General features: G+C 53.0%; 21 protein-coding genes. 12 read left to right on the top strand and 9 right to left on the bottom strand.

What is annotated here, in order from left to right:
• The first annotated feature begins 74 nt into the window (after positions 1-74).
• From aceE to traT, 4 genes are all read left to right on the top strand, one after another.
• Positions 75-2738, top strand: coding sequence for a pyruvate dehydrogenase (acetyl-transferring), homodimeric type (gene aceE / locus HED65_RS14635; protein WP_114979108.1), 2664 nt, complete (start codon positions 75-77; stop codon positions 2736-2738).
• A gap of 14 nt (positions 2739-2752) precedes the next feature.
• On the top strand, positions 2753-4648 hold the full coding sequence (gene aceF / locus HED65_RS14640; protein WP_114979109.1) for a pyruvate dehydrogenase complex dihydrolipoyllysine-residue acetyltransferase: 1896 nt from the start codon (positions 2753-2755) through the stop codon (positions 4646-4648).
• A 175-nt stretch (positions 4649-4823) separates the two neighbouring features.
• Positions 4824-6248 carry a dihydrolipoyl dehydrogenase gene (gene lpdA / locus HED65_RS14645; protein WP_023332094.1) on the top strand — a complete coding sequence of 475 codons (1425 nt, stop codon included), beginning with the start codon at positions 4824-4826 and terminating at the stop codon, positions 6246-6248.
• 196 nt (positions 6249-6444) lie between these two features.
• Positions 6445-7176 (top strand): conjugal transfer complement resistance protein TraT, encoded by a 732-nt coding sequence (gene traT / locus HED65_RS14650; protein WP_114979110.1) that lies wholly within the window; start codon positions 6445-6447, stop codon positions 7174-7176.
• 87 nt (positions 7177-7263) lie between these two features.
• Here traT and HED65_RS14655 read toward each other — a convergent pair whose 3' ends face one another.
• From HED65_RS14655 to HED65_RS14665, 3 genes are all read right to left on the bottom strand, one after another.
• Complete coding sequence (locus HED65_RS14655) at positions 7264-8055, bottom strand: DUF2950 family protein (RefSeq protein WP_114979111.1); 792 nt, start codon at positions 8053-8055, stop codon at positions 7264-7266.
• A gap of 10 nt (positions 8056-8065) precedes the next feature.
• On the bottom strand, positions 8066-9619 hold the full coding sequence (locus HED65_RS14660) for a DUF3300 domain-containing protein (RefSeq protein ID WP_114979112.1): 1554 nt from the start codon (positions 9617-9619) through the stop codon (positions 8066-8068).
• Positions 9620-10110: 491 nt separating this feature from the next.
• On the bottom strand, positions 10111-10311 hold the full coding sequence (locus HED65_RS14665) for a hypothetical protein (protein ID WP_147279800.1): 201 nt from the start codon (positions 10309-10311) through the stop codon (positions 10111-10113).
• Between the two features lie 202 nt (positions 10312-10513).
• Here HED65_RS14665 and acnB point away from each other — a divergent pair, with 202 nt between their 5' ends.
• Positions 10514-13111, top strand: coding sequence for a bifunctional aconitate hydratase 2/2-methylisocitrate dehydratase (acnB, locus tag HED65_RS14670; protein WP_114979113.1), 2598 nt, complete (start codon positions 10514-10516; stop codon positions 13109-13111).
• A gap of 160 nt (positions 13112-13271) precedes the next feature.
• The gene (gene yacL, locus HED65_RS14675) at positions 13272-13634 is read left to right on the top strand and encodes a protein YacL (protein WP_032649783.1); all 363 of its coding nucleotides are present in this window, start codon (positions 13272-13274) and stop codon (positions 13632-13634) included.
• 32 nt (positions 13635-13666) lie between these two features.
• Here the strand turns inward: yacL and speD are convergent, their stop codons facing one another.
• The 3 genes from speD to HED65_RS14690 all read right to left on the bottom strand — a co-directional run bounded on the left by speD (position 13667) and on the right by HED65_RS14690 (position 15794).
• Positions 13667-14461: an adenosylmethionine decarboxylase gene (speD, locus tag HED65_RS14680; RefSeq protein ID WP_028016711.1), complete on the bottom strand. Its 795-nt coding sequence runs from the start codon at positions 14459-14461 to the stop codon at positions 13667-13669.
• Positions 14462-15331: a polyamine aminopropyltransferase gene (speE, locus tag HED65_RS14685; protein ID WP_114979114.1), complete on the bottom strand. Its 870-nt coding sequence runs from the start codon at positions 15329-15331 to the stop codon at positions 14462-14464.
• 115 nt (positions 15332-15446) lie between these two features.
• A complete protein-coding gene (locus tag HED65_RS14690) occupies positions 15447-15794 on the bottom strand; it encodes a YacC family pilotin-like protein (protein ID WP_114979156.1) in 348 nt (115 codons plus the stop codon).
• Between the two features lie 145 nt (positions 15795-15939).
• On the opposite strand from HED65_RS14690, the gene cueO reads away from it, so the two are divergent.
• A complete protein-coding gene (gene cueO, locus HED65_RS14695; RefSeq protein WP_114979115.1) occupies positions 15940-17517 on the top strand; it encodes a multicopper oxidase CueO in 1578 nt (525 codons plus the stop codon).
• 80 nt (positions 17518-17597) lie between these two features.
• On the opposite strand, the gene HED65_RS14700 is transcribed toward cueO, so the two are convergent.
• Complete coding sequence (locus tag HED65_RS14700) at positions 17598-19988, bottom strand: glucose/quinate/shikimate family membrane-bound PQQ-dependent dehydrogenase (protein ID WP_114979116.1); 2391 nt, start codon at positions 19986-19988, stop codon at positions 17598-17600.
• A gap of 206 nt (positions 19989-20194) precedes the next feature.
• On the opposite strand from HED65_RS14700, the gene hpt reads away from it, so the two are divergent.
• Positions 20195-20731, top strand: coding sequence for a hypoxanthine phosphoribosyltransferase (hpt, locus tag HED65_RS14705; protein WP_008501948.1), 537 nt, complete (start codon positions 20195-20197; stop codon positions 20729-20731).
• 61 nt (positions 20732-20792) lie between these two features.
• Here hpt and can read toward each other — a convergent pair whose 3' ends face one another.
• Complete coding sequence (gene can, locus HED65_RS14710) at positions 20793-21455, bottom strand: carbonate dehydratase (RefSeq protein ID WP_013095615.1); 663 nt, start codon at positions 21453-21455, stop codon at positions 20793-20795.
• Between the two features lie 107 nt (positions 21456-21562).
• Here can and HED65_RS14715 point away from each other — a divergent pair, with 107 nt between their 5' ends.
• The 4 genes from HED65_RS14715 (at position 21563) to HED65_RS14730 (ending at position 25112) form a co-directional block, all read left to right on the top strand.
• Positions 21563-22489: an ABC transporter ATP-binding protein gene (locus HED65_RS14715; RefSeq protein ID WP_114979117.1), complete on the top strand. Its 927-nt coding sequence runs from the start codon at positions 21563-21565 to the stop codon at positions 22487-22489.
• Entirely contained in the window at positions 22486-23256 is a 771-nt protein-coding gene (locus HED65_RS14720; protein ID WP_028016718.1) for an ABC transporter permease, read from the top strand. Before HED65_RS14715 ends, HED65_RS14720 begins: the two co-directional genes overlap by 4 nt.
• A gap of 105 nt (positions 23257-23361) precedes the next feature.
• Positions 23362-23802, top strand: coding sequence for a PTS sugar transporter subunit IIA (locus HED65_RS14725; RefSeq protein WP_114979118.1), 441 nt, complete (start codon positions 23362-23364; stop codon positions 23800-23802).
• 62 nt (positions 23803-23864) lie between these two features.
• Complete coding sequence (locus HED65_RS14730) at positions 23865-25112, top strand: polysaccharide deacetylase family protein (protein ID WP_114979119.1); 1248 nt, start codon at positions 23865-23867, stop codon at positions 25110-25112.
• Here HED65_RS14730 and HED65_RS14735 read toward each other — a convergent pair whose 3' ends face one another.
• The gene (locus HED65_RS14735) at positions 25113-26186 is read right to left on the bottom strand and encodes a fimbrial protein (protein ID WP_114979120.1); all 1074 of its coding nucleotides are present in this window, start codon (positions 26184-26186) and stop codon (positions 25113-25115) included.
• Between the last annotated feature and the right edge of the window lies 1 nt (position 26187).

Below are 26187 nucleotides of genomic sequence, written 5' to 3' on the forward strand. Positions count from 1 at the left end.
TGTGTTCTTGCCCGAGAGCACAATGGGACAGGTTCCAGACAAATCAACGTATTAGATAGATAAGGAATACCCCCATGTCAGAACGTCTCCAAAATGACGTGGATCCGATCGAAACTCGCGACTGGCTACAGGCGATCGAATCGGTCATCCGTGAAGAAGGTGTTGAGCGCGCTCAGTATCTGATTGATCAGCTGCTTTCTGAAGCCCGCAAAGGCGGTGTGAAGGTTGCTTCAGGTGCAGGGGCTAGCAACTACGTAAACACGATTGCCGTCGAAGACGAACCGGAATACCCGGGCAATCTGGATCTGGAACGTCGTATCCGTTCTGCAATTCGCTGGAACGCCATCATGACCGTTCTGCGCGCATCCAAGAAAGACCTGGAACTGGGTGGCCACATGGCTTCCTTCCAGTCTTCTGCCACTGTTTACGAAGTGTGCTTCAACCACTTCTTCCGTGCAGCGAACGAGAAAGACGGCGGCGATCTGGTGTACTTCCAGGGCCACATCTCTCCGGGCATCTATGCACGTGCATTCCTGGAAGGTCGTCTGACTGAAGAGCAGATGAACAACTTCCGTCAGGAAGTTCACGGTAAAGGTCTGTCTTCTTATCCGCACCCTAAACTGATGCCAACCTTCTGGCAGTTCCCGACCGTTTCTATGGGGCTGGGCCCAATCGGTGCGATCTACCAGGCTAAGTTCCTGAAATACCTGGAACACCGTGGTCTGAAAGACACCTCTGAGCAGACCGTATACGCCTTCCTGGGCGACGGTGAAATGGATGAGCCAGAATCTAAAGGTGCGATCACCATCGCGACCCGTGAGAAGCTGGACAACCTGTGCTTCATCATCAACTGTAACCTGCAGCGTCTGGATGGTCCGGTAACCGGTAACGGTAAGATCATCAACGAACTGGAAGGCATCTTCGCAGGTGCTGGCTGGAACGTGGTTAAAGTCATGTGGGGCGGTCGTTGGGATGAGCTGCTGCGTAAAGACACCAGCGGTAAACTGATCCAGCTGATGAACGAAACCGTTGACGGTGACTACCAGACCTTCAAATCCAAAGACGGTGCCTACGTTCGTGAGCACTTCTTCGGTAAATATCCTGAAACCGCAGCACTGGTTGCAGACTGGACTGATGAGCAGATCTGGGCCCTGAACCGTGGTGGTCACGATCCGAAGAAAGTCTACGCCGCACTGAAAAAAGCGCAGGAAACCAAAGGTAAAGCGACTGTAATCCTGGCCCACACCATCAAAGGTTACGGCATGGGTGATACCGCAGAAGGTAAAAACATCGCTCACCAGGTTAAGAAAATGAACATGGACGGCGTGCGTTATATCCGCGACCGTTTCAACGTTCCAGTGACTGATGAGCAGGTAGAAAACCTGTCTTACATCACCTTCCCGGAAGGCTCTGAAGAGCACAAGTACCTGCACGAACGTCGTCAGGCGCTGAAAGGCTACCTGCCTGCTCGTCAGCCTAACTTCACCGAGAAACTGGAACTGCCAGCGCTGGAAGACTTCTCTCAGCTGCTTGAAGAGCAGAACAAAGAGATCTCTACCACCATCGCTTTCGTTCGTGCCCTGAATGTGATGCTGAAGAACAAGTCGATCAAAGATCGTCTGGTTCCAATCATCGCCGACGAAGCGCGTACTTTCGGTATGGAAGGTCTGTTCCGTCAGATCGGTATCTACAGCCCGAACGGCCAGCAGTACACCCCGCAGGACCGTGAGCAGGTTGCATACTACAAAGAAGACGAGAAAGGTCAGATCCTGCAGGAAGGTATCAACGAACTGGGTGCTGGCGCATCCTGGCTGGCTGCTGCGACCTCTTACAGCACCAACAACCTGCCAATGATCCCGTTCTACATCTACTACTCCATGTTCGGGTTCCAGCGTATCGGTGACCTGTGCTGGCAGGCTGGCGACCAACAGGCTCGCGGCTTCCTGGTAGGCGGTACTTCCGGTCGTACGACCCTGAACGGTGAAGGTCTGCAGCACGAAGATGGTCACAGCCACATTCAGTCTCTGACCATCCCTAACTGTATCTCTTACGACCCGTCTTATGCGTACGAAGTGGCAGTCATCATGCATGACGGTCTGCAGCGCATGTACGGTGAAGCACAAGAGAACGTTTACTACTACATCACCACCCTGAACGAAAACTACCACATGCCGGCAATGCCAGCAGGTGCCGAGGAAGGTATCCGTAAAGGTATCTACAAACTCGAAACCATCGAAGGTAGCAAAGGTAAAGTTCAGCTGCTGGGCTCCGGTTCTATCCTGCGTCACGTACGTGAAGCAGCACAGATCCTGGCGAAGGACTACGGCGTAGGTTCCGATGTGTACTCTGTTACTTCCTTCACTGAACTGGCGCGTGATGGCCAGGATTGTGAGCGCTGGAACATGCTGCACCCAATGGAAACCCCACGCGTTCCGTACATCGCTCAGGTGATGAACGATGCACCAGCGGTGGCGTCTACTGACTATATGAAACTGTTCGCTGAGCAGGTTCGTACTTACGTACCAGCTGATGATTATCGCGTACTGGGTACTGACGGCTTCGGTCGTTCTGACAGCCGCGAAAACCTGCGTCACCACTTCGAAGTTGATGCTTCTTACGTGGTTGTAGCAGCACTGGGCGAACTGGCTAAACGTGGCGAAATCGATAAGAAAGTGGTTGCGGAAGCAATTACCAAATTCAACATCGATGCAGAAAAAGTTAACCCGCGTCTGGCGTAAGAGGTAAAAGAATAATGGCTATCGAAATCAATGTACCGGACATCGGGGCTGATGAAGTTGAAATCACCGAGATCCTGGTCAAAGTTGGCGACAAAGTTGAAGCTGAACAGTCGCTGATCACCGTAGAAGGCGACAAAGCCTCTATGGAAGTCCCGTCTCCTCAGGCTGGCATCGTTAAAGAGATCAAAGTCTCTGTTGGCGATAAAACCGAGACTGGCAAACTGATCATGATTTTCGATTCCGCCGACGGTGCAGCAGCAGCTGCACCTGCGCAGGAAGAGAAGAAAGCCGCCCCGGCTGCCGCTGCTCCAGCAGCTGCCGCGAGCGCGAAAGAAGTAAACGTGCCTGACATCGGCGGTGACGAAGTTGAAGTCACTGAGATCCTGGTGAAAGTGGGCGACACCGTTGCGGCTGAGCAGTCACTGATCACCGTAGAAGGCGACAAAGCCTCTATGGAAGTGCCGGCTCCGTTCGCGGGTACCGTTAAAGAGATCAAGATCAACACCGGTGACAAAGTGTCTACTGGCTCCCTGATCATGGTCTTCGAAGTGGCGGGTGCTGCACCTGCTTCTGCGCCAGCACAGGCAGCTGCTCCGGCGGCTGCGGCTCCAGCGGTTGCTGGCGGCGCGAAAGACGTTAACGTACCAGACATCGGCGGTGACGAAGTTGAAGTGACCGAAGTGATGGTTAAAGTGGGCGACAAAGTTGCCGCTGAACAGTCACTGATCACCGTTGAAGGCGACAAGGCTTCCATGGAAGTCCCTGCGCCATTCGCGGGTACCGTTAAAGAGATCAAAATCAGCACTGGCGACAAAGTGTCTACCGGCTCTCTGATCATGGTCTTCGAAGTAGAAGGCGCTGCGCCTGCTGCTGCTCCGGCGGCTGCGGCTGCTCCAGCACCGGCTGCTGCACCGGCTCAGGCGGCTAAACCAGCTGCTGCCCCTGTTGCTAAAGCGGAAGGCAAATCTGAGTTCGCTGAAAACGACGCTTACGTCCACGCGACTCCGCTGATTCGTCGCCTGGCGCGCGAATTCGGTGTTAACCTGGCGAAAGTGAAAGGGACTGGCCGTAAAGGTCGTATCCTGCGCGAAGACGTTCAGACTTACGTGAAAGACGCGGTGAAACGCGCTGAAGCTGCACCAGCTGCAGCGGCAGGCGGCGGTATCCCGGGCATGCTGCCATGGCCGAAAGTGGACTTCAGCAAGTTCGGCGAAATCGAAGAAGTGGAACTGGGCCGTATCCAGAAAATCTCTGGTGCTAACCTGAGCCGTAACTGGGTGATGATCCCGCACGTTACGCACTTCGACAAAACCGATATCACCGATCTGGAAGCGTTCCGTAAACAGCAGAACGCCGAAGCTGAGAAGCGTAAACTGGACGTGAAATTCACCCCAGTGGTCTTCATCATGAAAGCCGTTGCCGCCGCTCTTGAGCAGATGCCACGCTTCAACAGCTCCCTGTCCGAAGACGGTCAGAAGCTGACGCTGAAGAAATACATCAACATCGGTGTTGCGGTTGATACGCCAAATGGTCTGGTTGTTCCGGTCTTCAAAGACGTGAACAAGAAGAGCATCACTGAGCTGTCCCGTGAACTGACCGTGATCTCCAAAAAAGCGCGTGATGGTAAGCTGACGGCTGGCGAAATGCAGGGCGGTTGCTTCACTATCTCCAGCATCGGTGGCCTGGGTACAACCCACTTCGCACCGATTGTGAACGCGCCTGAAGTTGCGATCCTTGGTGTGTCCAAGTCCGCGATGGAGCCGGTGTGGAATGGCAAAGAGTTCGTACCGCGTCTGATGATGCCAATCTCTCTGTCCTTCGACCACCGCGTGATCGACGGTGCTGATGGTGCGCGTTTCATCACCATCATCAACAACACCCTGAGCGACATTCGCCGCCTGGTGATGTAATCGAAAAGCCGGCCTGACGGCCGGCTTTTTTCTGATAATCTCATGCTGTTTGTGAGGTTATTGGCGAAAGCGATAATTCGTGAGCCGTTTGTTGTTTCAAAATTGTTAACAATTTTGTAAACTGCGGGCGGATAGAACGACCCGGTGGACGACGGGTATAAATTAAGAGGTCATGATGAGCACAGAAATCAAAACTCAGGTCGTAGTACTTGGGGCAGGCCCGGCAGGTTACTCCGCAGCATTCCGCGCCGCGGATTTAGGTCTGGAAACCGTCATCGTAGAACGTTACAGCACCCTCGGTGGTGTTTGTCTTAACGTCGGCTGTATCCCTTCTAAAGCGCTGCTGCACGTAGCCAAAGTTATCGAAGAAGCCAAAGCACTGGCTGAACACGGTATCGTCTTCGGCGAGCCGAAAACCGATATCGACAAAATTCGTACCTGGAAAGAGAAAGTTATCACTCAGCTGACCGGTGGTCTGGCGGGTATGGCCAAAGGCCGTAAAGTGAAAGTGGTAAACGGTCTGGGTAAATTCACCGGTGCGAACACCCTGGAAGTGGAAGGCGAAAACGGCAAAACCGTGATCAACTTCGACAACGCGATCATCGCGGCAGGCTCTCGCCCAATCGAACTGCCATTCATTCCGCATGAAGATCCACGCGTGTGGGATTCCACCGATGCGCTGGAACTGAAAACCGTTCCAAAACGCCTGCTGGTTATGGGTGGCGGTATCATCGGTCTGGAAATGGGTACCGTGTACCATGCGCTGGGTTCAGATATTGACGTGGTTGAAATGTTCGACCAGGTTATCCCGGCTGCTGACAAAGACATCGTTAAAGTCTTCACCAAACGCATCAGCAAGAAATTCAACCTGATGCTGGAAACCAAAGTCACTGCCGTTGAAGCGAAAGAAGACGGTATTTACGTTTCCATGGAAGGCAAAAAAGCCCCATCCGAACCACAGCGTTACGACGCCGTGCTGGTGGCTATCGGCCGTGTGCCGAACGGTAAAAACCTCGACGCGGGCAAAGCTGGCGTGGAAGTGGACGATCGTGGCTTCATCCGTGTTGACAAACAGCTGCGCACCAACGTGCCGCACATCTTTGCTATCGGCGATATCGTCGGTCAGCCAATGCTGGCGCACAAAGGTGTTCACGAAGGTCATGTTGCCGCTGAAGTTATCGCCGGCATGAAACACTACTTCGATCCGAAAGTGATCCCATCTATCGCGTACACCGAGCCAGAAGTTGCATGGGTTGGTCTGACTGAGAAAGAAGCGAAAGAGAAAGGCATCAGCTACGAAACCGCCACCTTCCCGTGGGCTGCTTCTGGCCGTGCTATCGCTTCCGACTGCGCTGATGGTATGACCAAACTGATCTTCGACAAAGAGACTCACCGTGTGATCGGTGGTGCGATTGTCGGCACCAACGGCGGCGAGCTGCTGGGTGAAATCGGTCTGGCTATCGAAATGGGTTGTGACGCTGAAGACATCGCGCTGACCATCCACGCTCACCCAACTCTGCATGAGTCTGTGGGCCTGGCGGCAGAAGTGTTTGAAGGCAGCATCACCGACCTGCCAAACGCGAAAGCGAAGAAGAAATAAGTTTCTTCATGATCGCTAAACGCCTCTTCGGAGGCGTTTTTTTTTGTCTAAAACCTACCCATTATGGTAGGTATCTTATTGATATTTCCGCTAAAAACTTTCTCTCATCTGCCGATACCTTTTTCACCATTGTGTAGCTACTGGCCGCACGGTTTAGGGGTTCTGGACTTTTGATTACACGAAAAAAGGAAATAACATGTCTTTGAAGAAAGTTGCGGTGATTGGCTTAGTGGCAGCAGCGATGACGCTGACCGGGTGTGGTGCGATGACCACAGCGGTGAAAAAACGTAATCTGGAAGTGAAAACTCAGATGAGCGAAACCATCTGGCTGGAGCCATCTAACGAAAAAACAGTCTACATTCAGGTTAAAAACACCTCTGATAAAGACATGAGCAACCTGCAAACCCTGCTGGCTAACGACCTTGTTGCGAAAGGTTATAAGGTGACCAGTTCTCCTGACGGGGCCTACTATTGGGTGCAGGCTAACGTTCTGAAAGCCGATAAAATGGATCTGCGAGAATCTCAGGGCTATCTGAAGACTGGCTACGAAGGTGCTGCAATGGGAGCGGCGCTGGGCGCAGGTATTACCGCCTATAACAGCAGCTCTTCTGGTGCGGCGTTGGGTGTGGGCCTGGCGGCGGGTCTGATCGGTATGGCGGCGGATGCGATGGTAGAAGATGTGAACTATACCATGGTGACCGACCTGCAGATCTCCGAGCGTAGCAAAGCAAAAGTCACCACCGATAACATCGCGGCACTGCGTCAGGGCACATCGGGCGTGAAACTGCAGACCAGCTCCGAGCAGGGCGATCGCGCTAAATATCAGACACGTGTCGTGTCTAATGCTAATAAAGTGAACCTGAAATTCGAAGAAGCGAAACCGGTTCTGGAAGCGCAACTGGCAAAATCGGTCGCAAATATTCTGTAAGTTAAAAAGCCGGGTGGCGACTTCGCCTGACCCGGCCTACAAAACCTTCAGAGCATAGGCCCGCGCAAGCGAAGCGCCGTAGGGCAGTCAGGGGACAACGGGCACCCATGATTTATCCGGGTTGTACGCTGATAATGCCTGGGCTTTATGCTGTGAATCCTTCCCCAGATCGCGCTGGTAAACGGTATCATCCTGGTTTATCACAAAACTCATTACGCCTGTCTGACCGTAGCTGACCGGCCAGGCAACCATTGCGAAACCATTGTTATCCGGCAAAATTCTGAAGCGATAGCCGTGATAGCCAGTCCCCGGTTCTTTTGGACTGAATGCCGGGCCGAGCGGGCTGGGCGCTTCACCGGGTGATGCAGGCCAGTACAAACCGTCTTTTTTCCCAGTGGTGCTGACGATCTTCTGGGCATACTTCTGGTTCATCGCATAATAGTTCTGCTGTGCATCCACGTAAGCATGTAAGGCTTCAATCGCTGCGAGCTCGTTACGCCCAATTTCGCGGGTCAGGATCTCCTCAGCACCTTCTTTGATGTCAAATTGCCAGCCGGAAGTGGTCTTGATTACCGGGATAGGAAGTTGCCAGTCGGTCTCTCCGACAACAAGATGTGCTGTGTCACCTTCAACAACAGTGTTATGACGGACTTTCCAGTCGCGCAGGAAGCGATCGACGGCATCAGGATCGACGCCTTCAGGGGGCAGGAAATCGCGCCAGTTTTCTCCAAGCAGGTTGTTCATTGCACTTTCATTCTGCTCACGAATAGCATTTGCCAGTGCATCGGTCGCCTGGTCAGGCGTGCTAAAGGATTGCTGCGCCATCGCCGAGGCCGAAAGCATGAACAACACCATTCCACTGAGTAGTTTACTTTTCATGTCGGCTCCCTTAACGATGTCGAATTTCACGGCGTTCAGCGCGTCCGCCAGCTGCCTGGCGCGGTTGTTGTTGGCGAGCCGCGAGCTGTCGGCTTTGTGCCCCTCTCTGCTGCTGTGCCTGCCAGTTGGCGGAGCGGCTGTCGTTGCCACTCAGAGCATTGGCCCGGTGCTGACTGATTCGCTGCTGGCTCGTGCGTTGCTGCGCAGTTTGCGAAACCCGTTTTTCAGTTCTTTGCGCCGTCTGGTGATTATCTCGCTGCTGCGTGGTCGTCCGCTTTGTCGTCTGCGGTTTTGTGTCATAGCCACGGTAGTTATTGCGCTGGGAAATCTGCTTCAGCTGTTCATTTGAGGCCTTGCGCTGGGCATCTCTGGTTCCCGTGCGAGCCGTTTGAGGGAAAGTTTTGCCCGTTGATTTCTCCATCTGGCTGAGGGCGGCCTGACGCTGGCTATCGCGATTAACCGGTTTTTGCTGCGTTGAACTTAACCCTGTGGACGTGTTGGTGGAGTGGAAGCGGTTGTTGAGCTGGTTCGTCGGATAGGGTACGCCTTCGCGATAAGCCGGGTTGTGCTGCCAGGTGCGGTTGGCATCCGTCAGGCGCTGCCCGCTGATTTTATTAAAGTTCTCAACGTTGATATTGATGTTGTTATCACCGTTGCGGTTATAGCCGCCGTGATTATCCCAGTCGTCATGGTGATGATCCCAGTCATCGTCATCATCCCAGTCGATGCTGCTGAAGATGGCATAGGTTGTCGCGATACCCAGGCTGAAGCCTAAACCGTTAACGAAGCTGTTGCCAAACTGCTCGCCGGGTGAAGGCGGGAGATAGGTGGGGGGATAGGCGGTGTTTGGCCAGGTTCCATAAACCGTATTAGGGTTGTAGGTGGGAACGTACACGACTTGTGGATCGGCAGATTCAATTTTGATCACCGTTGGGGCAGGTGCGGACGTTGTTGTTGTCGTGGTTGACTCGCTGGTGCTCGTTTTAGACGGTGCCGCTTTTGTCACTGTGGTGACTGTTTGTTGAGGTGTCGACTGTAAGGCTCCGGTCTTCTGCGCCAGCACGCGCAGGCGTTGAACGGAATCCATCACATCTTTGGGTTGCGCGAGAAACGCATCACCCAGATTTTGTACCCATGGAGGGTTCTCTCCCATCAGTGACATTAACTGAGGAAAGGCGACCAGCGATTTTACACTGGGATCCCAGGGTTGGCTGGCAACGGCCTGAATAGCGGCGTCACCTTCCATTTTAGGGTTGTCTTTCGACCACTGAGCAGCCTGGATAACGTTGGCCGGGTAGGTTGATGCCATCAAAATTTGCGACAGCAATGCATCCGGGTAGAGCGCGATAGGGGCAACCCACTGATCGATTTGCGCGGCAGAGTACGTAGGTGCCGCGGCAGGAGCAGGGGCTGGTTGGGCTACCGGTGCGACGGGTTGCTGTACGGCCGGTGCCGGAGCAGCAGGCTCCGTTGCACGACTGTTGACGAACATGACGCCAGAGGCAGCAAGCAGCCCGGTACTGCAAAGAAGAACAAGCAGATGTGGCTTAAAAGACAACTTCATAAAATGACTCCAACGAGACAAGCGCTGTGCCGTGAGGCGTTACGGTTGGCGTGAGTATTATTCACCCGTCTTTTACTGTTTTGACTTTTCTTGGGAAACCATCCGGGGTATCCGGATAAAGAGTGTGAGCATTTATTACACAATTATATGTGATGCTGGAAAAATCGCTGGAATTTCAGAAGGCCGCTCTTGCGAGCGGCCAGCAGCTAATTGCCGAGGTTGACAACAAACAGCACCGTGATGTCGGATATGTTCCAGCCACCGTGCAGCGCGGTAAGCAGTAAACCAATTACAACGATCAGCGCAGTGATTCGCATCTCCATTGCGTGCGTTCCTGTAAAGGCTACGCGGGTTCATTCTCCACCGGGAAAGGCAGAACCAGGCAAATGAGTACATTGCCGCGTAGGTTACGGAACTGCTCCCGGGCCCGGTGACTGGTTGCTACACCAGCGAAGCAGGCCGGGAGCAACAGTATTACAGTCAGTCAGAGCTTAGAAGAGGTGAAATGCAGTTACACCCTTTTTCATTCGAAACTGGATGGCGACTCGTAAAAACCAAATAGGTACTTGCAGATCTTCTGACTCAGGAGCATTATTCACGCTGAGTGCATTGCCGCAAATCTGCCCGCCCGGTGTGCTACCACCGCAAGGCAACAAATTAACCGCTGTGAGGCGGTTTTTTTGTACCTTCAAATCATCTCCTCTCCCCGCTACACCATGCTTAACGATTCAGCAAATTTTTTAATGTTGCTTTTTTGTAAACGGATTAACACTGTGCAGAAATCCTGCTATGCTGCCCGACGCGGTATCGGGCATTTACCCTACAAACTGCTGTCTCACAGGAGCGTGAAGAGAACGCCCGCCGCATATGACAATGAGAGCGAGGAGAACCGTCGTGCTAGAAGAATACCGTAAGCACGTAGCAGAACGTGCCGCCGAGGGAATTGTACCCAAACCTTTAGATGCAACCCAAATGGCCGCGCTCGTCGAGCTGCTGAAGAACCCGCCTAAGGGCGAAGAAGAATTCCTGTTAGATCTGTTGATCAACCGCGTACCGCCTGGCGTAGATGAAGCTGCCTACGTAAAAGCCGGATTCCTTGCTGCTATCGCCAAAGGCGATGCCACCTCCCCACTGGTTACTCCTGAAAAAGCGATTGAACTGCTCGGCACCATGCAGGGTGGTTACAACATTCATCCGCTGATTGACGCGCTGGATAACGACAAGCTGGCTCCGATTGCCGCAAAAGCGCTCTCTTCAACGCTGCTGATGTTCGATAACTTCTACGATGTGGAAGAAAAAGCGAAAGCGGGCAATGTCTATGCGAAGCAGGTGATGCAATCCTGGGCTGATGCCGAATGGTTCCTGAACCGTCCTGCTCTGGCTGAAAAAATTACCGTTACCGTCTTTAAAGTGACCGGCGAAACCAACACCGATGACCTCTCTCCGGCACCGGATGCGTGGTCTCGTCCTGATATTCCTCTGCATGCCCTGGCGATGCTGAAAAACGCCCGCGAAGGCATTGAGCCGGATCAGCCGGGCAGCGTCGGGCCGATCAAACAGATCGAAGCCCTGCAGAAAAAAGGTTTCCCGCTGGCCTATGTGGGTGACGTTGTGGGTACCGGTTCTTCCCGTAAGTCTGCAACCAACTCTGTGCTGTGGTTCATGGGTGACGACATTCCACACGTGCCGAATAAGCGCGGTGGTGGTCTGTGCCTCGGCGGAAAAATTGCTCCAATCTTCTTCAACACCATGGAAGATGCGGGCGCACTGCCGATCGAAGTGGATGTTTCTAACCTGAACATGGGCGACGTGATTGACGTTTACCCGTTCAAAGGCGAAGTACGTAACCACGAAACCAACGAACTGCTGGCAAGCTTCGAGCTGAAAACCGACGTGCTGATCGACGAAGTGCGTGCAGGTGGCCGTATTCCTCTGATTATTGGCCGTGGCCTGACGACCAAAGCGCGTGAAGCGCTGGGTCTGCCACACAGCGATGTATTCCGTCACGCGAAAGACGTTGCGGAAAGCAATCGCGGTTACTCACTGGCGCAGAAAATGGTGGGTCGTGCATGCGGCGTCGCCGGTATCCGTCCAGGTGCGTACTGCGAGCCGAAGATGACCTCAGTGGGCTCCCAGGATACCACTGGCCCAATGACCCGTGACGAATTGAAAGACCTGGCGTGCCTGGGCTTCTCTTCTGACCTGGTGATGCAGTCCTTCTGCCACACTGCGGCGTATCCGAAGCCGGTTGATGTGACCACACACCACACGCTGCCTGACTTCATCATGAACCGTGGCGGGGTTTCCCTGCGTCCGGGTGACGGTGTTATCCACTCCTGGCTGAACCGTATGCTGCTGCCAGATACCGTGGGTACCGGCGGTGACTCCCATACCCGTTTCCCGATTGGTATCTCCTTCCCGGCGGGCTCTGGTCTGGTGGCGTTTGCTGCGGCGACTGGCGTGATGCCGCTGGATATGCCGGAATCCGTTCTGGTGCGCTTTAAAGGCAAAATGCAGCCGGGTATCACCCTGCGTGACCTGGTTCACGCGATCCCGCTGTATGCGATTAAACAGGGCCTGCTGACCGTTGAGAAGAAAGGTAAGAAAAACATCTTCTCTGGCCGTATCCTGGAAATTGAAGGTCTGCCAGATCTGAAAGTTGAGCAGGCATTCGAACTGACGGATGCTTCCGCTGAACGTTCTGCTGCGGGCTGTACCATTAAGCTGAACAAAGAGCCGATTATTGAGTATCTGAACTCTAACATCGTGCTGCTGAAGTGGATGATTGCAGAAGGCTACGGCGACCGTCGTACGCTAGAGCGTCGTATCCAGGGTATGGAAAAATGGCTGGCCGATCCACAGCTGCTGGAAGCCGATGCTGACGCAGAATACGCGGCAGTGATCGACATCGATCTGGCGGATATCAAAGAGCCAATTCTGTGTGCACCGAACGATCCGGACGATGCGCGTCTGCTCTCTGATGTTCAGGGCGAGAAGATCGACGAAGTGTTCATCGGTTCCTGTATGACCAACATTGGCCACTTCCGCGCGGCAGGTAAATTACTGGATACCCATAAAGGCCAGTTGCCAACCCGTCTGTGGGTGGCGCCACCAACCCGTATGGACGCGGCTCAACTGACCGAAGAGGGCTACTACAGCGTATTTGGTAAGAGCGGGGCGCGTATTGAAATCCCTGGCTGTTCCCTGTGTATGGGTAACCAGGCGCGCGTGGCTGACGGTGCGACGGTAGTGTCTACCTCTACCCGTAACTTCCCGAACCGTTTAGGTACTGGTGCGAACGTGTATCTGGCCTCTGCGGAACTGGCGGCAGTTGCGGCGTTGATTGGTAAACTGCCTACACCAGAAGAGTATCAGACCTTTGTCGCTCAGGTTGATAAGACAGCGGTGGATACCTATCGCTATCTGAACTTCGATCAGCTGTCCCAGTACACTGAGAAAGCTGACGGCGTTATCTTCCAGACGGCAGTGTAATAAATGCTCCCCTCTCCTGTGGGAGAGGGGCTGAAGGTGAGGGCATCAGGCTGCAGGGCCTTGCTCTCACCTTTTTATTTTCATTCCTCCAGCCTCTCACGCTTTTTTTCTGCCTCTCTGCTGCGATAATTACCCTAATGGCTTTGCAGAGGAAAATACTATGGATTACGAATTTCTGCGCGACATCACCGGAGTGGTGAAAGTGCGTATGTCGATGGGCCACGAAGCCGTTGGACACTGGTTTAACGAAGAGGTGAAAGAAAATCTCGCACTTCTTGATGAGGTTGAACAGGCGGCGAATACGGTGAAAGGCAGTGAACGCTCCTGGCAACGTGCCGGACACGAATACACGCTGTGGATGGATGGCGAAGAGGTGATGGTGCGAGCCAATCAGCTTGAATTCTCGGGTGACGAGATGGAAGAGGGGATGAGCTACTACGACGAAGAAAGTCTGTCGATGTGTGGTGTAGAAGACTTCCTTCAGGTGGTGAATGCATACCGCGAGTTTATGAAACAGAGGTAACTTCCCCGAAGCATCCTTGCTCCGGGTAACATTTACACGGCCGGAATATTGCGGCCGTAGTAGATTTCGCGCATCTCTTTCCAGAGCAGGTCAGTAATTGCCTTACGCTCTTCTTCGCTCAGATCTTCCGGCTTCGTGTGGAACATGTAGTGCTTAAGGTCGAATTCCTTCAGTAACATCTTGGTATGGAAGATGTTCTCCTGATACACGTTCACATCCATCATGTCGTACAGCGCCTTCATATCCTCAGACATAAAGTTCTGAATGGAGTTGATCTCGTGATCAATAAAGTGCTTCATGCCGTTGATATCCCGCGTGAAACCACGCACGCGGTAATCAATGGTAACGATGTCGGATTCCAGCTGGTGGATTAAATAGTTCAGCGCGTTGAGCGGGGAGATCACGCCGCAAGTCGACACTTCAATATCGGCGCGGAACGTACACAGCCCACCTTCAGGGTGGCTTTCCGGGTAGGTATGAACGCAGATATGGCTTTTATCAAGATGTGCGACGACCACTTCCGGCAGCGGGCCAGGATGTTCCGTTTTGTCGATAAGTTTAGGATCGACCGGCTCTTCACTGACCAGTATGGTTACGCTGGCACCCTGAGGCTCATAATCCTGTCGGGCGATATTCAGGATATTTGCGCCGATAATCGAGCAGGTTTCTGACAGGATCTCGGTCAGACGGTTGGCGTTGTAGAGTTCATCGATATAGGCGATGTAACCATCGCGTTCTTCCGCTGTTTTGGCATAGCAGATATCGTAAATACAAAAACTCAGGCTTTTGGTCAGGTTGTTAAAGCCATGTAGTTTAAGCTTTTTCAATTAGCTCACCCCCTTAGTGGATAAGGCGTCCTGAAGATACTGTGGCAGCGCAAACGCTGCGGTATGAATGGCCGGATTGTAGTATCGGCACTGAAGACCTGCCTGATGGAAACGGGCCTGGATAATTTCGGTGGAGAGATGGCGCAACACGTCGTTATCCGTCGCCCAGGCAAAGGTCATGATCCCGCCGTAGTAGGTCGGAATGGCTGCCTGGTAGAAGCTGACGTCGCCAAAGTAGGTGCTCAGTTTGCGATGGCTATCGAGAGCTTCATCTTGCTGCAGGAAGCAGACGCCGTTTTGCGCGACGAAGATCCCACCAGGATTCAGGCAGCGCTTGCAACCTTCGTAGAAGGATGAGGTAAACAGCGATGCACCTGGGCCGATGGGGTCGGTACAGTCAGAGATAATGACATCAAAGGTCTGCGTGGTCTGATTAACGAAATTAACACCGTCGTCAATCACCAGTTTAAAACGTGGATCGTCATAGCTACCAGCATTGTGATTGGGCAGGTACTGACGGCAGAAAGAGACCACGCCCGCATCGATCTCCACCATGGTGATGGTTTCAATAGAGTGATGGCGGGAAACTTCACGCAGCATAGCCCCGTCGCCACCGCCGATAATCAGGACATGCTTCGCATGCCCGTGCGCCAGCAGCGGGACGTGGGTCATCATTTCATGATAGATAAACTCATCTCGCTCGGTCGTTTGCACGACGCCGTCCAGTGCCATCACACGGCCAAAGGCGGCATTCTCAAAGATGATCAGATCCTGGTGATCGGTTTTCTCATGATAGAGCACGTTATCAACGGCAAAGTACTGACCAAACTGGTCATGCAGTGTTTCATGCCACAACGTGTGGTCGGCCATACGCAGACTCCTCCTTTGTTAACATCCGTTACATTCACAAAAAGTGAGCGAAACATGATAGCTAACTCTCACCGTGGTTGCACGGCTACAGGCTCAACAAGGGGCGTCGGGAAGCTTATTTCACGTAGGCGAGCAGGCTGAGTGAATCGCGAGCCAGCGCTTTGCATTTTTTGGCAGTAGGGATACCAATACCGCTCAGGTCACGGTAGCTGTCTTCACCAAGTGTCTTCATGTCGAAGCTGTCGTAGTTGCTGAGATCCCATTGGTTCTGCTGAGCAAAAAAGACCAGCGCGCGGCGAATTTGCCCGTTGGGTAAATTCTGGTAGCCACAATCATTTTTCAGGAATACAAAAACCGCCGTCAGATCGGCCATATCTTCCGCTTCATTTTCACTTAGCGCATAGCTGTTCGCACACATTGCCATCAGGCTGGTGAACAAAATTGTCCTGAAAAACGTCTTCATTGCTTCTACCACTGCATCACGGAAAATCAACGTTAGCATACTTGATACCAGTGCGACGATCTTTATTATTGCCGCTTTACTTGACCTTCCGGTAAGGGGAGGGTTTATGCTCAAAAGATCGCCGGCTGGAAATAAGGAAATGAACATGCAACGTCGTGATTTTTTAAAATATTCCGTTGCGCTGGGGGTTGCCAGCGCATTACCACTGTGGAGCCGCACGGTTTTAGCGGCTGACAGACCTGCCTTGCCCATCCCTGACTTACTGACTGCTGACGCCCGTAGTCGTATCCAGCTTGTTGTTCAGTCCGGTAAAACGACCTTCGGTGGGCACAACGCTACAACGTGGGGTTATAACGGGAATCTGCTTGGTCCGGCGCTTCAGCTGCCCAGAGGGAAAGCCGTCACCGTTGATATTCACAACACGCTGGCAGAAGAGACGACGCTGCACTGGCACGGACTGGAAGTGCCGGGCGAAGTTGATGGCGGTCCGCAAGGGATTATTAAAGCGGGCGGGAAGCGCACCGTGACCTTTACTCCCGATCAGCGGGCGGCGACCTGCTGGTTCCACCCGCATCAGCACGGCAAAACGGGCCATCAGGTGGCAATGGGGCTGGCAGGCCTGGTGCTGATTGAAGATGACGAAAGCCGCTTGCTACGTCTGCCCAAACAGTGGGGAATCGACGATGTGCCGGTGATTGTGCAGGACAAAAAATTCACCGCAGACGGTCAGATTGATTATCAGTTGGATGTGATGACCGCGGCGGTTGGTTGGTTCGGCGACACGCTGCTGACCAATGGCGCGATCTACCCCCAGCACGCCGCGCCAAAAGGCTGGCTGCGGTTACGTCTGCTCAACGGATGTAATGCGCGCTCGCTGAATTTCGCCACCAGCGATAAACGTCCTCTTTACGTGGTGGCAAGCGACGGTGGATTGCTGCCTGAGCCGGTCAAACTGAATGAACTTCCTATGCTTATGGGTGAGCGCTTTGAGGTACTGGTGGATATCAGCGACGGTAAGCCGTTTGACCTGGTGACGCTCCCGGTCAGCCAGATGGGCATGACCGTTGCGCCCTTTGACAAGCCGCACCCGGTGCTGCGGATCCAGCCACTGCAGGTTACAGCGTCGGGCACGCTGCAGGATACGCTGACGTCGCTCCCGGCGTTACCTTCCCTTGGAGGTTTAACCCAACGTAAGCTGCAGCTTTCCATGAACCCGATGCTCGATATGATGGGTATGCAGGCGCTGATGGCGAAATATGGCGATCAGGCGATGGCGGGGATGCACCACGGGCAGATGATGGGACATATGAATATGGACCACGGCAAAATGGGCGGCATGGGGAACATGGGCAACATGAATCATGGTGACCATGGCTTTGACTTCCACAACGCCAACATGATTAATGGCCAGGCGTTCGACATGAACACGCCAATGTTTGCTGCCACAAAAGGGCAGTTTGAGCGTTGGGTGATTTCTGGCGAAGGCGATATGATGCTGCATCCATTCCATATTCACGGCACCCAGTTCCGCATTCTTTCAGAGAACGGCAAAGCGCCGGATGCGCATCGTGCGGGCTGGAAAGATACCGTCAGGGTTGAAGGAGGGGTCAGCGAGGTGCTGGTGAAATTTGATCATGCCGCGCCGAAAGAATCTGCCTATATGGCGCACTGTCATCTGCTGGAGCATGAAGATACGGGGATGATGTTGGGGTTCACCGTATAAAAAAAGCCGGGTGGCTCGCCTTACCTGGCCTGCATCTCGAACCGTAAGCCCGGTAGGCGCAGCGCCCCCGGGCTTTTCAGTTACTTACTGTCGTCCGGCAGTGCATACGCGACAATATAGTCGCCCATCTTCGTGCCAAACGAACCGTGACCACCTGCAGAGATGACAACGTACTGCTTGCCATTCACTTCATAGGTCATCGGCGTTGCCTGTCCACCGGCTGGCAGACGGCCTTGCCACAGTTTCTCACCGTTGGTCATGTTGTACGCGCGCAGGTAGTTATCTGCGGTCGCCGCGATGAACAGCACGTTACCGGCGGTGGAGATCGGCCCGCCCAGCATTGGCATACCCATATTGAACGGTACCGGAACTGGCATCGGGAACGGCATGCTGTCCTGTGGTGTACCAATACGTTTTTTCCACACAATCTGGTTCGTTTTCAGATCCAGACCGGAGATATAACCCCAGGCAGGCTGTTTACACGGCAGACCAAACGGAGACAGGAACGGGTTCAGTGTCACACCAAACGGTACGCCGTACTGCGGCTGGATACCGGCTTCGGTACCGCTGCCTTTCGCGTCTTTTGGCTGCTCCATTGGGTTGCCCGGACCACGTGGGATCAGACGGGAAACGAACGGTAGCGCCATTGGGTTGGCAATCGCCACCTGACGGTTCGGGTCAACGGAGATCCCGCCCCATTCGAACATCCCCAGGTTACCCGGGAAGACCAGCGTGCCCTGCTCAGAAGGTGGGGTGAAGATACCTTCGTAGCGCAGCTGGTGGAACATCACGCGGCAGACCAGCTGGTCAAACATGGTGGCACCCCACATGTCTGCACCGCTCAGATCTTTCTTCGGACGGAAGCTCAGGTCAGAGAATGGCTGTGTCTTGCTGACGTAATCGCCTTTTGCTGCGCCCTGCGGAACCGGTTTTTCCGGCGCAGGCACAACCAGTTTACCGTTGCTGCGATCCAGTACGAAGATGTTCCCGGTTTTTGCTGGCGCATAAATCACCGGAACGGTTTTGCCGTTAACGGTGATGTCCGCCAGTGTCGGCTGGGATGGCATGTCCATATCCCACAGATCGTGATGAACGGTCTGGTAGCTCCATGCCAGTTTACCGGTGGTCGCATTCAGCGCCACGATAGCGCTCGCGTAACGTTCCTGCTCCGGCGTACGGTTACCGCCCCAAATATCCGGCGTGGTCACACCCATTGGCAGGTAGACCAGGTCCAGCTTCGCGTCATACGCCGCTGGCGCCCAGGAGTTTGGCGAGTTAAAGGTAAAGGTGTGTTCATCTGACGGGATCGCATTGGGATCTTTCGCGCCCGGGTCGAAGGCCCACAGCAGTTTACCGGTATTCACGTCAAAGCCACGGATAACACCAGAGGTTTCACGCGTGGAGAAGTTATCCGTTACCGAACCGGCAATCACGATAGTTTTATCGGTGATGATCGGTGGAGAGGTTGGCTCATACAGACCCGGCGTGGTATCCGGCATGTTGGTCTGCAGGTTCAGAATACCTTTGTTGGCAAAGGTTTCGCACAGCTTGCCCGTTTCGGCGTTGATAGCGAACAGGCGGCCATCGTTTACCGGCAGCATAATGCGACGAGGGCAGTCGGCAATGACTTCCGGGCTGGCATTATCGGCACGTGCTTCGTGGTAAGAGACGCCACGGCAGGTGACATGCTGGAACGACGGGTTGGAATTGAGCTGTGGATCGAAGTGCCATTTCTCTTTACCGGTGGCCGCATCGAGCGCGAACAGACGCTGGTGCGCAGTACACAGATAAAGCATATCGCCCACTTTAATTGGCGTCACTTCGTTGGTCAGTTCACCTGGATCGTTCGGCATCTTCAGATCGCCAGTACGGAATACCCAGGCTTCTTTCAGGTTTTTAACGTTATCCGCGTTGATCTGCTTCAGCGGGGAGTAGCGTTGACCTTCCTGGTTACGGCCATAGGCCGGCCAGTCGCTATCCGCAACCTGAGAGATAGCCGCCGCAGGTGTGGATTCCGTGTTCAGCGTGCCTTTGATCTCCTGCGGGTCGTTAAAACCAGCCCAGGTCAGGATGCCACCGCTGATTAACAGGGCTACCACCAGCGCTGCAACGGCACCACTGGAAGGTACAATCAGGCGACGCCAGACGAACGGCAGAATCAACCAGATACCAAAGAAGACCAGAATGTCACTGCGCGGCGTCAGTGCCCAGAAGTCGAAGCCGACTTCCCAGACGCCCCAGATCATGGTGGCGAGGAGTAATGCAGCATACAGCCACAGTGCGGATTGTTTTTTACGCCAGAGCAGGACAGTTACGCCAAGCATAACCAGGCCCGCAATCGGGTAGTACCAGGAACCGCCAATCGCGACCAGCCAGGCGCCACCGATTAACAGGTACAGGCCGCAGAAGGCGGCGAATAGCGCTGTTAGTGTCACCAGTAGACGCGGCTGTTGAGTTTTTGTTTCAGCCATAGAAAAGTACTCGTCAGTTTTGTTAATTATTTGCTAGCAATTAATTATAGGCATTAACAAATGTGATCGGAATCACAATATTTGCTTTTTACAACTCATACGCCAGGGTTATCCATTTGCTGATATAATGGCTGGCTTGCGTATCGATGCCGGAGATTAATTCATCCGCATTGAGAGATTTTCATTAAAATCATATGGTTAGTAATATGAAACATACTGTTGAAGTGATGATCCCGGAAGCCGAGATCAAAGCGCGTATCGCCGAATTGGGTCGTCAAATCACCGAACATTACAAGGACAGCGGCAGCGAAATGGTGCTGGTCGGTCTGTTGCGTGGCTCTTTCATGTTCATGGCAGACCTGTGCCGTGAAGTGCATGTGCCACATGAGGTCGATTTTATGACCGCCTCCAGCTACGGCAGCGGCATGTCCACAACCCGTGATGTGAAAATCCTGAAAGATCTGGATGAAGATATTCGTGGCAAAGATGTGTTGATCGTTGAGGACATCATCGACTCCGGCAACACGCTTTCTAAAGTGCGCGAGATCCTGAGCCTGCGTGAACCAAAATCACTGGCGATTTGTACGCTGCTGGATAAACCTGACCGCCGTGAAGTGCAGGTGCCAGTGGAGTTCGTCGGTTTCTCTATTCCTGATGAATTTGTTGTCGGCTACGGCATTGACTACGCGCAGCGTTACCGTCATCTGCCGTATGTTGGGAAGGTGGTATTGCTGGACGAGTAACTGCGGGCTGATGCCCTCACCCCGGCCCTCTCCCGTTGGGAGAGGGAGAAAATCCCCGGCTTTATTTATGGTTCACATGCTTCAGCTTGAGGTTCGCAATTCCCGAACGGTAACGCTGTTCCAGCGTTTCGCGGTTTGTTGCAGTCACTTCCAGATTGCGTAACAGACCATCATGGATACCGTACGCCCACCCGTGGATAGAGACCTTCTGCCCGCGTTTCCACGCCGATTGCATAATCGTTGAGTGGCCCAGGTTATAGACCTGCTCCATCACGTTGAGTTCGCAAAGGGTGTCCATGCGACGCTCCTGCGGCATTTCGCCGAGCAGTGAGCTATGTTTGAACCAGATATCGCGGATGTGCAGCAGCCAGTTATCAATGAGCCCCAGCTCCGGGTTCTCAACCGCCGCCTGTACACCGCCGCAGCCATAGTGGCCGCAAATAATGATGTGCTCGACTTCCAGAACGTCAACGGCATACTGAACCACAGAAAGGCAATTGAGGTCGGTATGGATCACCAGGTTGGCGACATTACGGTGAACAAACAGTTCGCCGGGCTCGAGGCCGGTCAGGCGTTCGGCCGGGACGCGGCTGTCGGAACACCCAATCCACAGAAAGCGTGGGTTCTGGGCTTGCGCGAGTTTTCCAAAAAATCCGGGGTCTTCCTCCACCAGCATTTTTGACCATAGTGCATTGTTGCTAATGAGTGTATCAATGTTGTTCATGGAGGTTAGCGACCTGTAACCAAGTAATTGCGTTGCGCTACTATAGGGTAACCCGACTTTTAATGAAACCACACAACGTGTGTAAGAACTGAAGGTAAGTTAAATTCATGGCTATTGCACTGGAGCTTGAGCAGCTTAAAAAAACCTATCCGGGTGGCGTTCAGGCGCTACGCGGGATAGATCTAAAAGTAGAAGCAGGTGATTTCTATGCGCTTCTGGGGCCGAATGGTGCGGGGAAATCCACCACGATCGGTATTATCAGTTCGCTGGTCAATAAAACCTCTGGCCGGGTCAGTGTCTTTGGTTACGACCTGCAAAAAGATGTGGTGAATGCCAAGCGCCAGCTGGGGTTAGTACCGCAGGAGTTCAACTTCAACCCGTTTGAGACGGTGCAACAAATTGTCGTTAACCAGGCCGGTTATTACGGCGTTGAGCGTAAAGAGGCACTTGAGCGTAGCGAAAAGTATCTCAAACAGCTCGATCTGTGGGAAAAACGTAACGAACGTGCGCGTATGTTGTCCGGTGGTATGAAGCGCCGTCTGATGATTGCCCGTGCGCTGATGCATGAGCCAAAACTGCTGATCCTCGACGAACCCACTGCCGGTGTAGACATTGAACTTCGTCGTTCCATGTGGGGCTTCCTGAAAGATCTTAACGACAAAGGCACCACCATTATTCTGACAACCCACTACCTCGAAGAAGCCGAAATGCTCTGCCGCAACATCGGTATCATTCAGAATGGTGAGTTGGTGGAAAACACCTCGATGAAAGATCTGCTCTCTAAGCTGAAATCAGAAACCTTTATCCTCGACCTGGCGCCGAAAAGCCCACTGCCAAAACTGGAAGGGTATCAGTATCGCCTGGTGGATACCTCAACGCTGGAAGTGGAAGTGTTGCGTGAGCAGGGGATTAACAGTGTGTTCTCCCAGTTGAGTGCTCAGGGGGTGCAGGTCTTAAGTATGCGTAACAAAGCGAACCGACTGGAAGAGCTGTTTGTCTCTCTGGTGCAGGATAAACAAGGAGACAAGGCATGACGCATCTTTACTGGGTCGCGCTGAAAAGTATCTGGGCGAAAGAGATTAACCGCTTTATGCGTATCTGGGTGCAAACCCTGGTGCCGCCGGTGATCACCATGACGCTCTATTTCATCATCTTCGGCAACCTGATTGGCTCCCGTATTGGTGAGATGCACGGCTTTACCTATATGCAGTTTATTGTGCCGGGTCTGATCATGATGGCGGTGATCACCAACGCCTATGCCAACGTGGCATCGTCATTCTTTAGCGCCAAGTTCCAGCGTAATATTGAAGAGCTGCTGGTTGCGCCTGTGCCAACGCACGTGATTATCGCCGGTTACGTCGGTGGCGGCGTGGCGCGTGGTCTCTGCGTGGGGATCCTGGTCACGGCGATTTCACTGTTCTTTGTGCCGTTCCAGGTACATTCATGGCTGTTTGTCGCGCTGACGTTATTGCTGACGGCAATCCTGTTCTCGCTGGCTGGCCTGCTAAACGCCGTGTTCGCCAAAACGTTCGACGACATCAGCCTGATCCCGACCTTTGTGCTGACGCCACTGACTTATCTGGGTGGGGTGTTCTACTCCCTGACGCTGCTGCCTCCGTTCTGGCAGGCACTGTCGCACCTGAACCCGATTGTCTACATGATCAGCGGCTTCCGCTTTGGTTTCCTTGGCATTACCGATGTGCCGCTGTTTACCACGGTGGCAGTGCTGGTGGTGTTTATCCTCTTCTTCTATCTGCTGTGCTGGTATCTGATCCAGCGCGGGCGCGGTCTGCGCAGCTAACTGTCTGCCCGGCGACATTCTGGTTGCCGGGTATTTTTCTTTGACAGTTATCACCGAAAGCGAACCTTCACTCCGCTAAACTACTTGCCTGCTAAGGAGAGGTTTATGCTGGGATGGGTGATCACCTGCCATGATGAGCAGACGCAGAATATGCTGGATAAGCTTGAAGCCAGATTTGGCCCACTGGTGCAATGCCGGGCGGTAAATTACTGGCGTGGGTTGAGCACCAACATGCTTAGCCGCATGATGTGCGATGCCCTGCATGAAACCGACACCGGTGATGGCGTGATTTTTCTTACCGATAAATCGGGTGCGGCACCGTATCGCTCAGCCGCTTTGTTGAGTCATAAGCATGAGTGCTGTGAAGTTATCTCCGGTATAAACCTTTCCCTGCTGACGTTAATGTATCCACAGCGTGAATCATTAAGCAGCGCCGAGTTTCGCAATGCAATCGTGGCGCAGGGGGGACCGGGCGTCAGCAGCTTATGGCACCAACAGCAAAAAAATCCTCCCTTTGTTCTGCTCCATGACCTGTATAAGAATTAAACATTGGTATTGATGCCTCATTTGTTACAATGGCAGCTGTTTTCCGTACCGAATAAGACACCATGCTATCGCGTATCCTTTTCTTGTTTTTGATGCTTATTTCTGGCGTCAGCTCAGCCAGTTTGCTCAGCCAGCAAAGCCTGCCTGCTCAATATATGCAAACCACCGAAGATGCGGCGATCTGGGCGCAGGTGGGAAACCGCGTCATTAATGTTGGCAATGTGCGCGCGGGGCAGATCCTGGCCGTCGTACCTGCGGCGGCGGATTACTATGAATTTCGCTTCGGTTTTGGTACGGGTTTTATCGACAAGGGGCACCTTGAGCCGGTTCAGGGGAAACAGCGTGTTGAAGACAGCCTTGGTGATCTGAATAAACCGCTGAGCAATCAGAACCTCATTACCTGGAAAGACACGCCGGTCTATAACGCGCCCTCCAGCGGTAGCGCGCCGTTCGGGACGTTAAGCGCCAATCTCCGCTACCCTATACTGAACAAACTCAAGGACCGTCTGAACCAGACCTGGTTCCAGATCCGCATCGGCAACCGTCTGGCATGGGTCAGCAGCCTGGATGCACAGGAAGACAACGGTATTCCGGTTATTACTTACCACCATATTTTGCGTGATGAAGAGAACACCCGTTTTCGTCATACCTCCACAACCACCAGCGTACGTGCCTTTAACAACCAGATGACCTGGCTTCGCGACCAGGGCTATACCACCCTGACCATGTATCAGCTGGAAGGGTACGTCCGAAATAAAATGAACCTGCCTGCAAAGGCTGTGGTGATCACCTTCGATGACGGGCTGAAGTCCGTGAACCGTTACGCTTACCCCATTCTGAAAGAGTATGGATTTAAGGCGACGGCGTTTATCATTTCGTCACGCATTAAACGCCACCCGCAGAAGTGGGCACCAAAGTCCTTGCAGTTTATGAGTGTTTCTGAGCTTGAACAGATCCAGGATGTGTTTGATATCCAGTCCCATACACACTTTTTACACCGTGTGGATGATCACCGTCAGCCCATTTTACTCAGCCGTAGCTACCACGTTATTTTGTTCGACTTTAAACGTTCCCGGCGCAGTCTGGCGCAGTTTAATCCGCATGTGCTGTATCTCTCATATCCGTTTGGGGGATACGACGAGAAAGCGATAAAAGCGGCGAACGATGCCGGGTTCCACCTGGCAGTGACGACGGTGCGGGGAAAGGTGAAGCCGGGGGATAATCCGTTCTTACTGAAACGCCTGTACATCTTAAGAACGGATTCACTGGAGACGATGTCGCGGCTGATCAGTAACCAGCCGCAGGGGTGATTATTCGTACGTCAGGGTGAACGTACCCACAGCACTGAACGCACCGGATTTAATGGCATTCCCGTCTGCTTCCAGTCTGGCGATAAAATCAAAATTTCTTACCGCAGGTAAGTTAGCATCTGTCTGTACAAAAGCTGAATTCGTATCATTAGGAATAAGCTGTTGGTTATTCGCGTCGATAATTTTCACGCCTGCCCCTGCCGCAGCATTACTGGCCAATGTATTGGCAAGCAGTTTTTTTGCACCACCAGTGATTTTTGATGTCGTTAGCTTAGTCGTGAATTTCGCTACGCTGGTGCAGTTACTCACTTGCACGGCAAACGGTACATCGCGTGTCTGGTTTTTTTGAATATCGGAAACAAAATAGTCACCCAGTTCGACGGTATTCCCTCCATCCGCAAGAGTGACGACATCACAAGTCGGTAGAACTAGCGGGATCTGAAAAGTATCTTCGGTGACTTTAAAATACCATGGACGGTTATTAGAGTCGTTTGGATCCCCGAGCCCCATTAGCCCTAATGTTCCGGCAACAGGTTTGATGACGCTAACTTTATTCGGGTTGCCGTGGTAATTAGATGTTTGCCACAGTTGAATTTTGGCGTTAACCCATTTGCCACTCCAGTTACTGGGGACGTTATTCACATAGAGTTCTTTATAGGCCGTTGTATTGGTGCCAAAAGTGTGGCCAATGCCATCCACTGTTTCGATATTCACCGTGTAGACAATGCCTGGGATATTAGTTTGAAACGTTCCGTCCTGATACAGAGAACCAGCATAGACGGAAGGATCGGTCATCCCCCATTCACTGGTACCATCGTTACCTAAACTGCAGCCAATCTGGATACCTGGTGAAATATCTGTGGTAAATTGCATTAAAACTGTCCCCCCAGAGCTTGGGCGTGGGGCCGCGCGAGCAGGGCCACTGGTCGGGCCATTTACTAATGTTGTTGTCCCACCATAGCCATTTCCAAAACGACATTCGGTGGCTCCCCACACAGAGGAAACTGAAAACAGTCCTCCTGTGAGCGCTATCGCTATTATTGATTTTTTATTTAAACATCCTGTCATTGTCATA

The organism is Pantoea sp. LS15, assembly GCF_012241585.1.
Taxonomy (GTDB): Bacteria; Pseudomonadota; Gammaproteobacteria; order Enterobacterales; family Enterobacteriaceae; genus Enterobacter.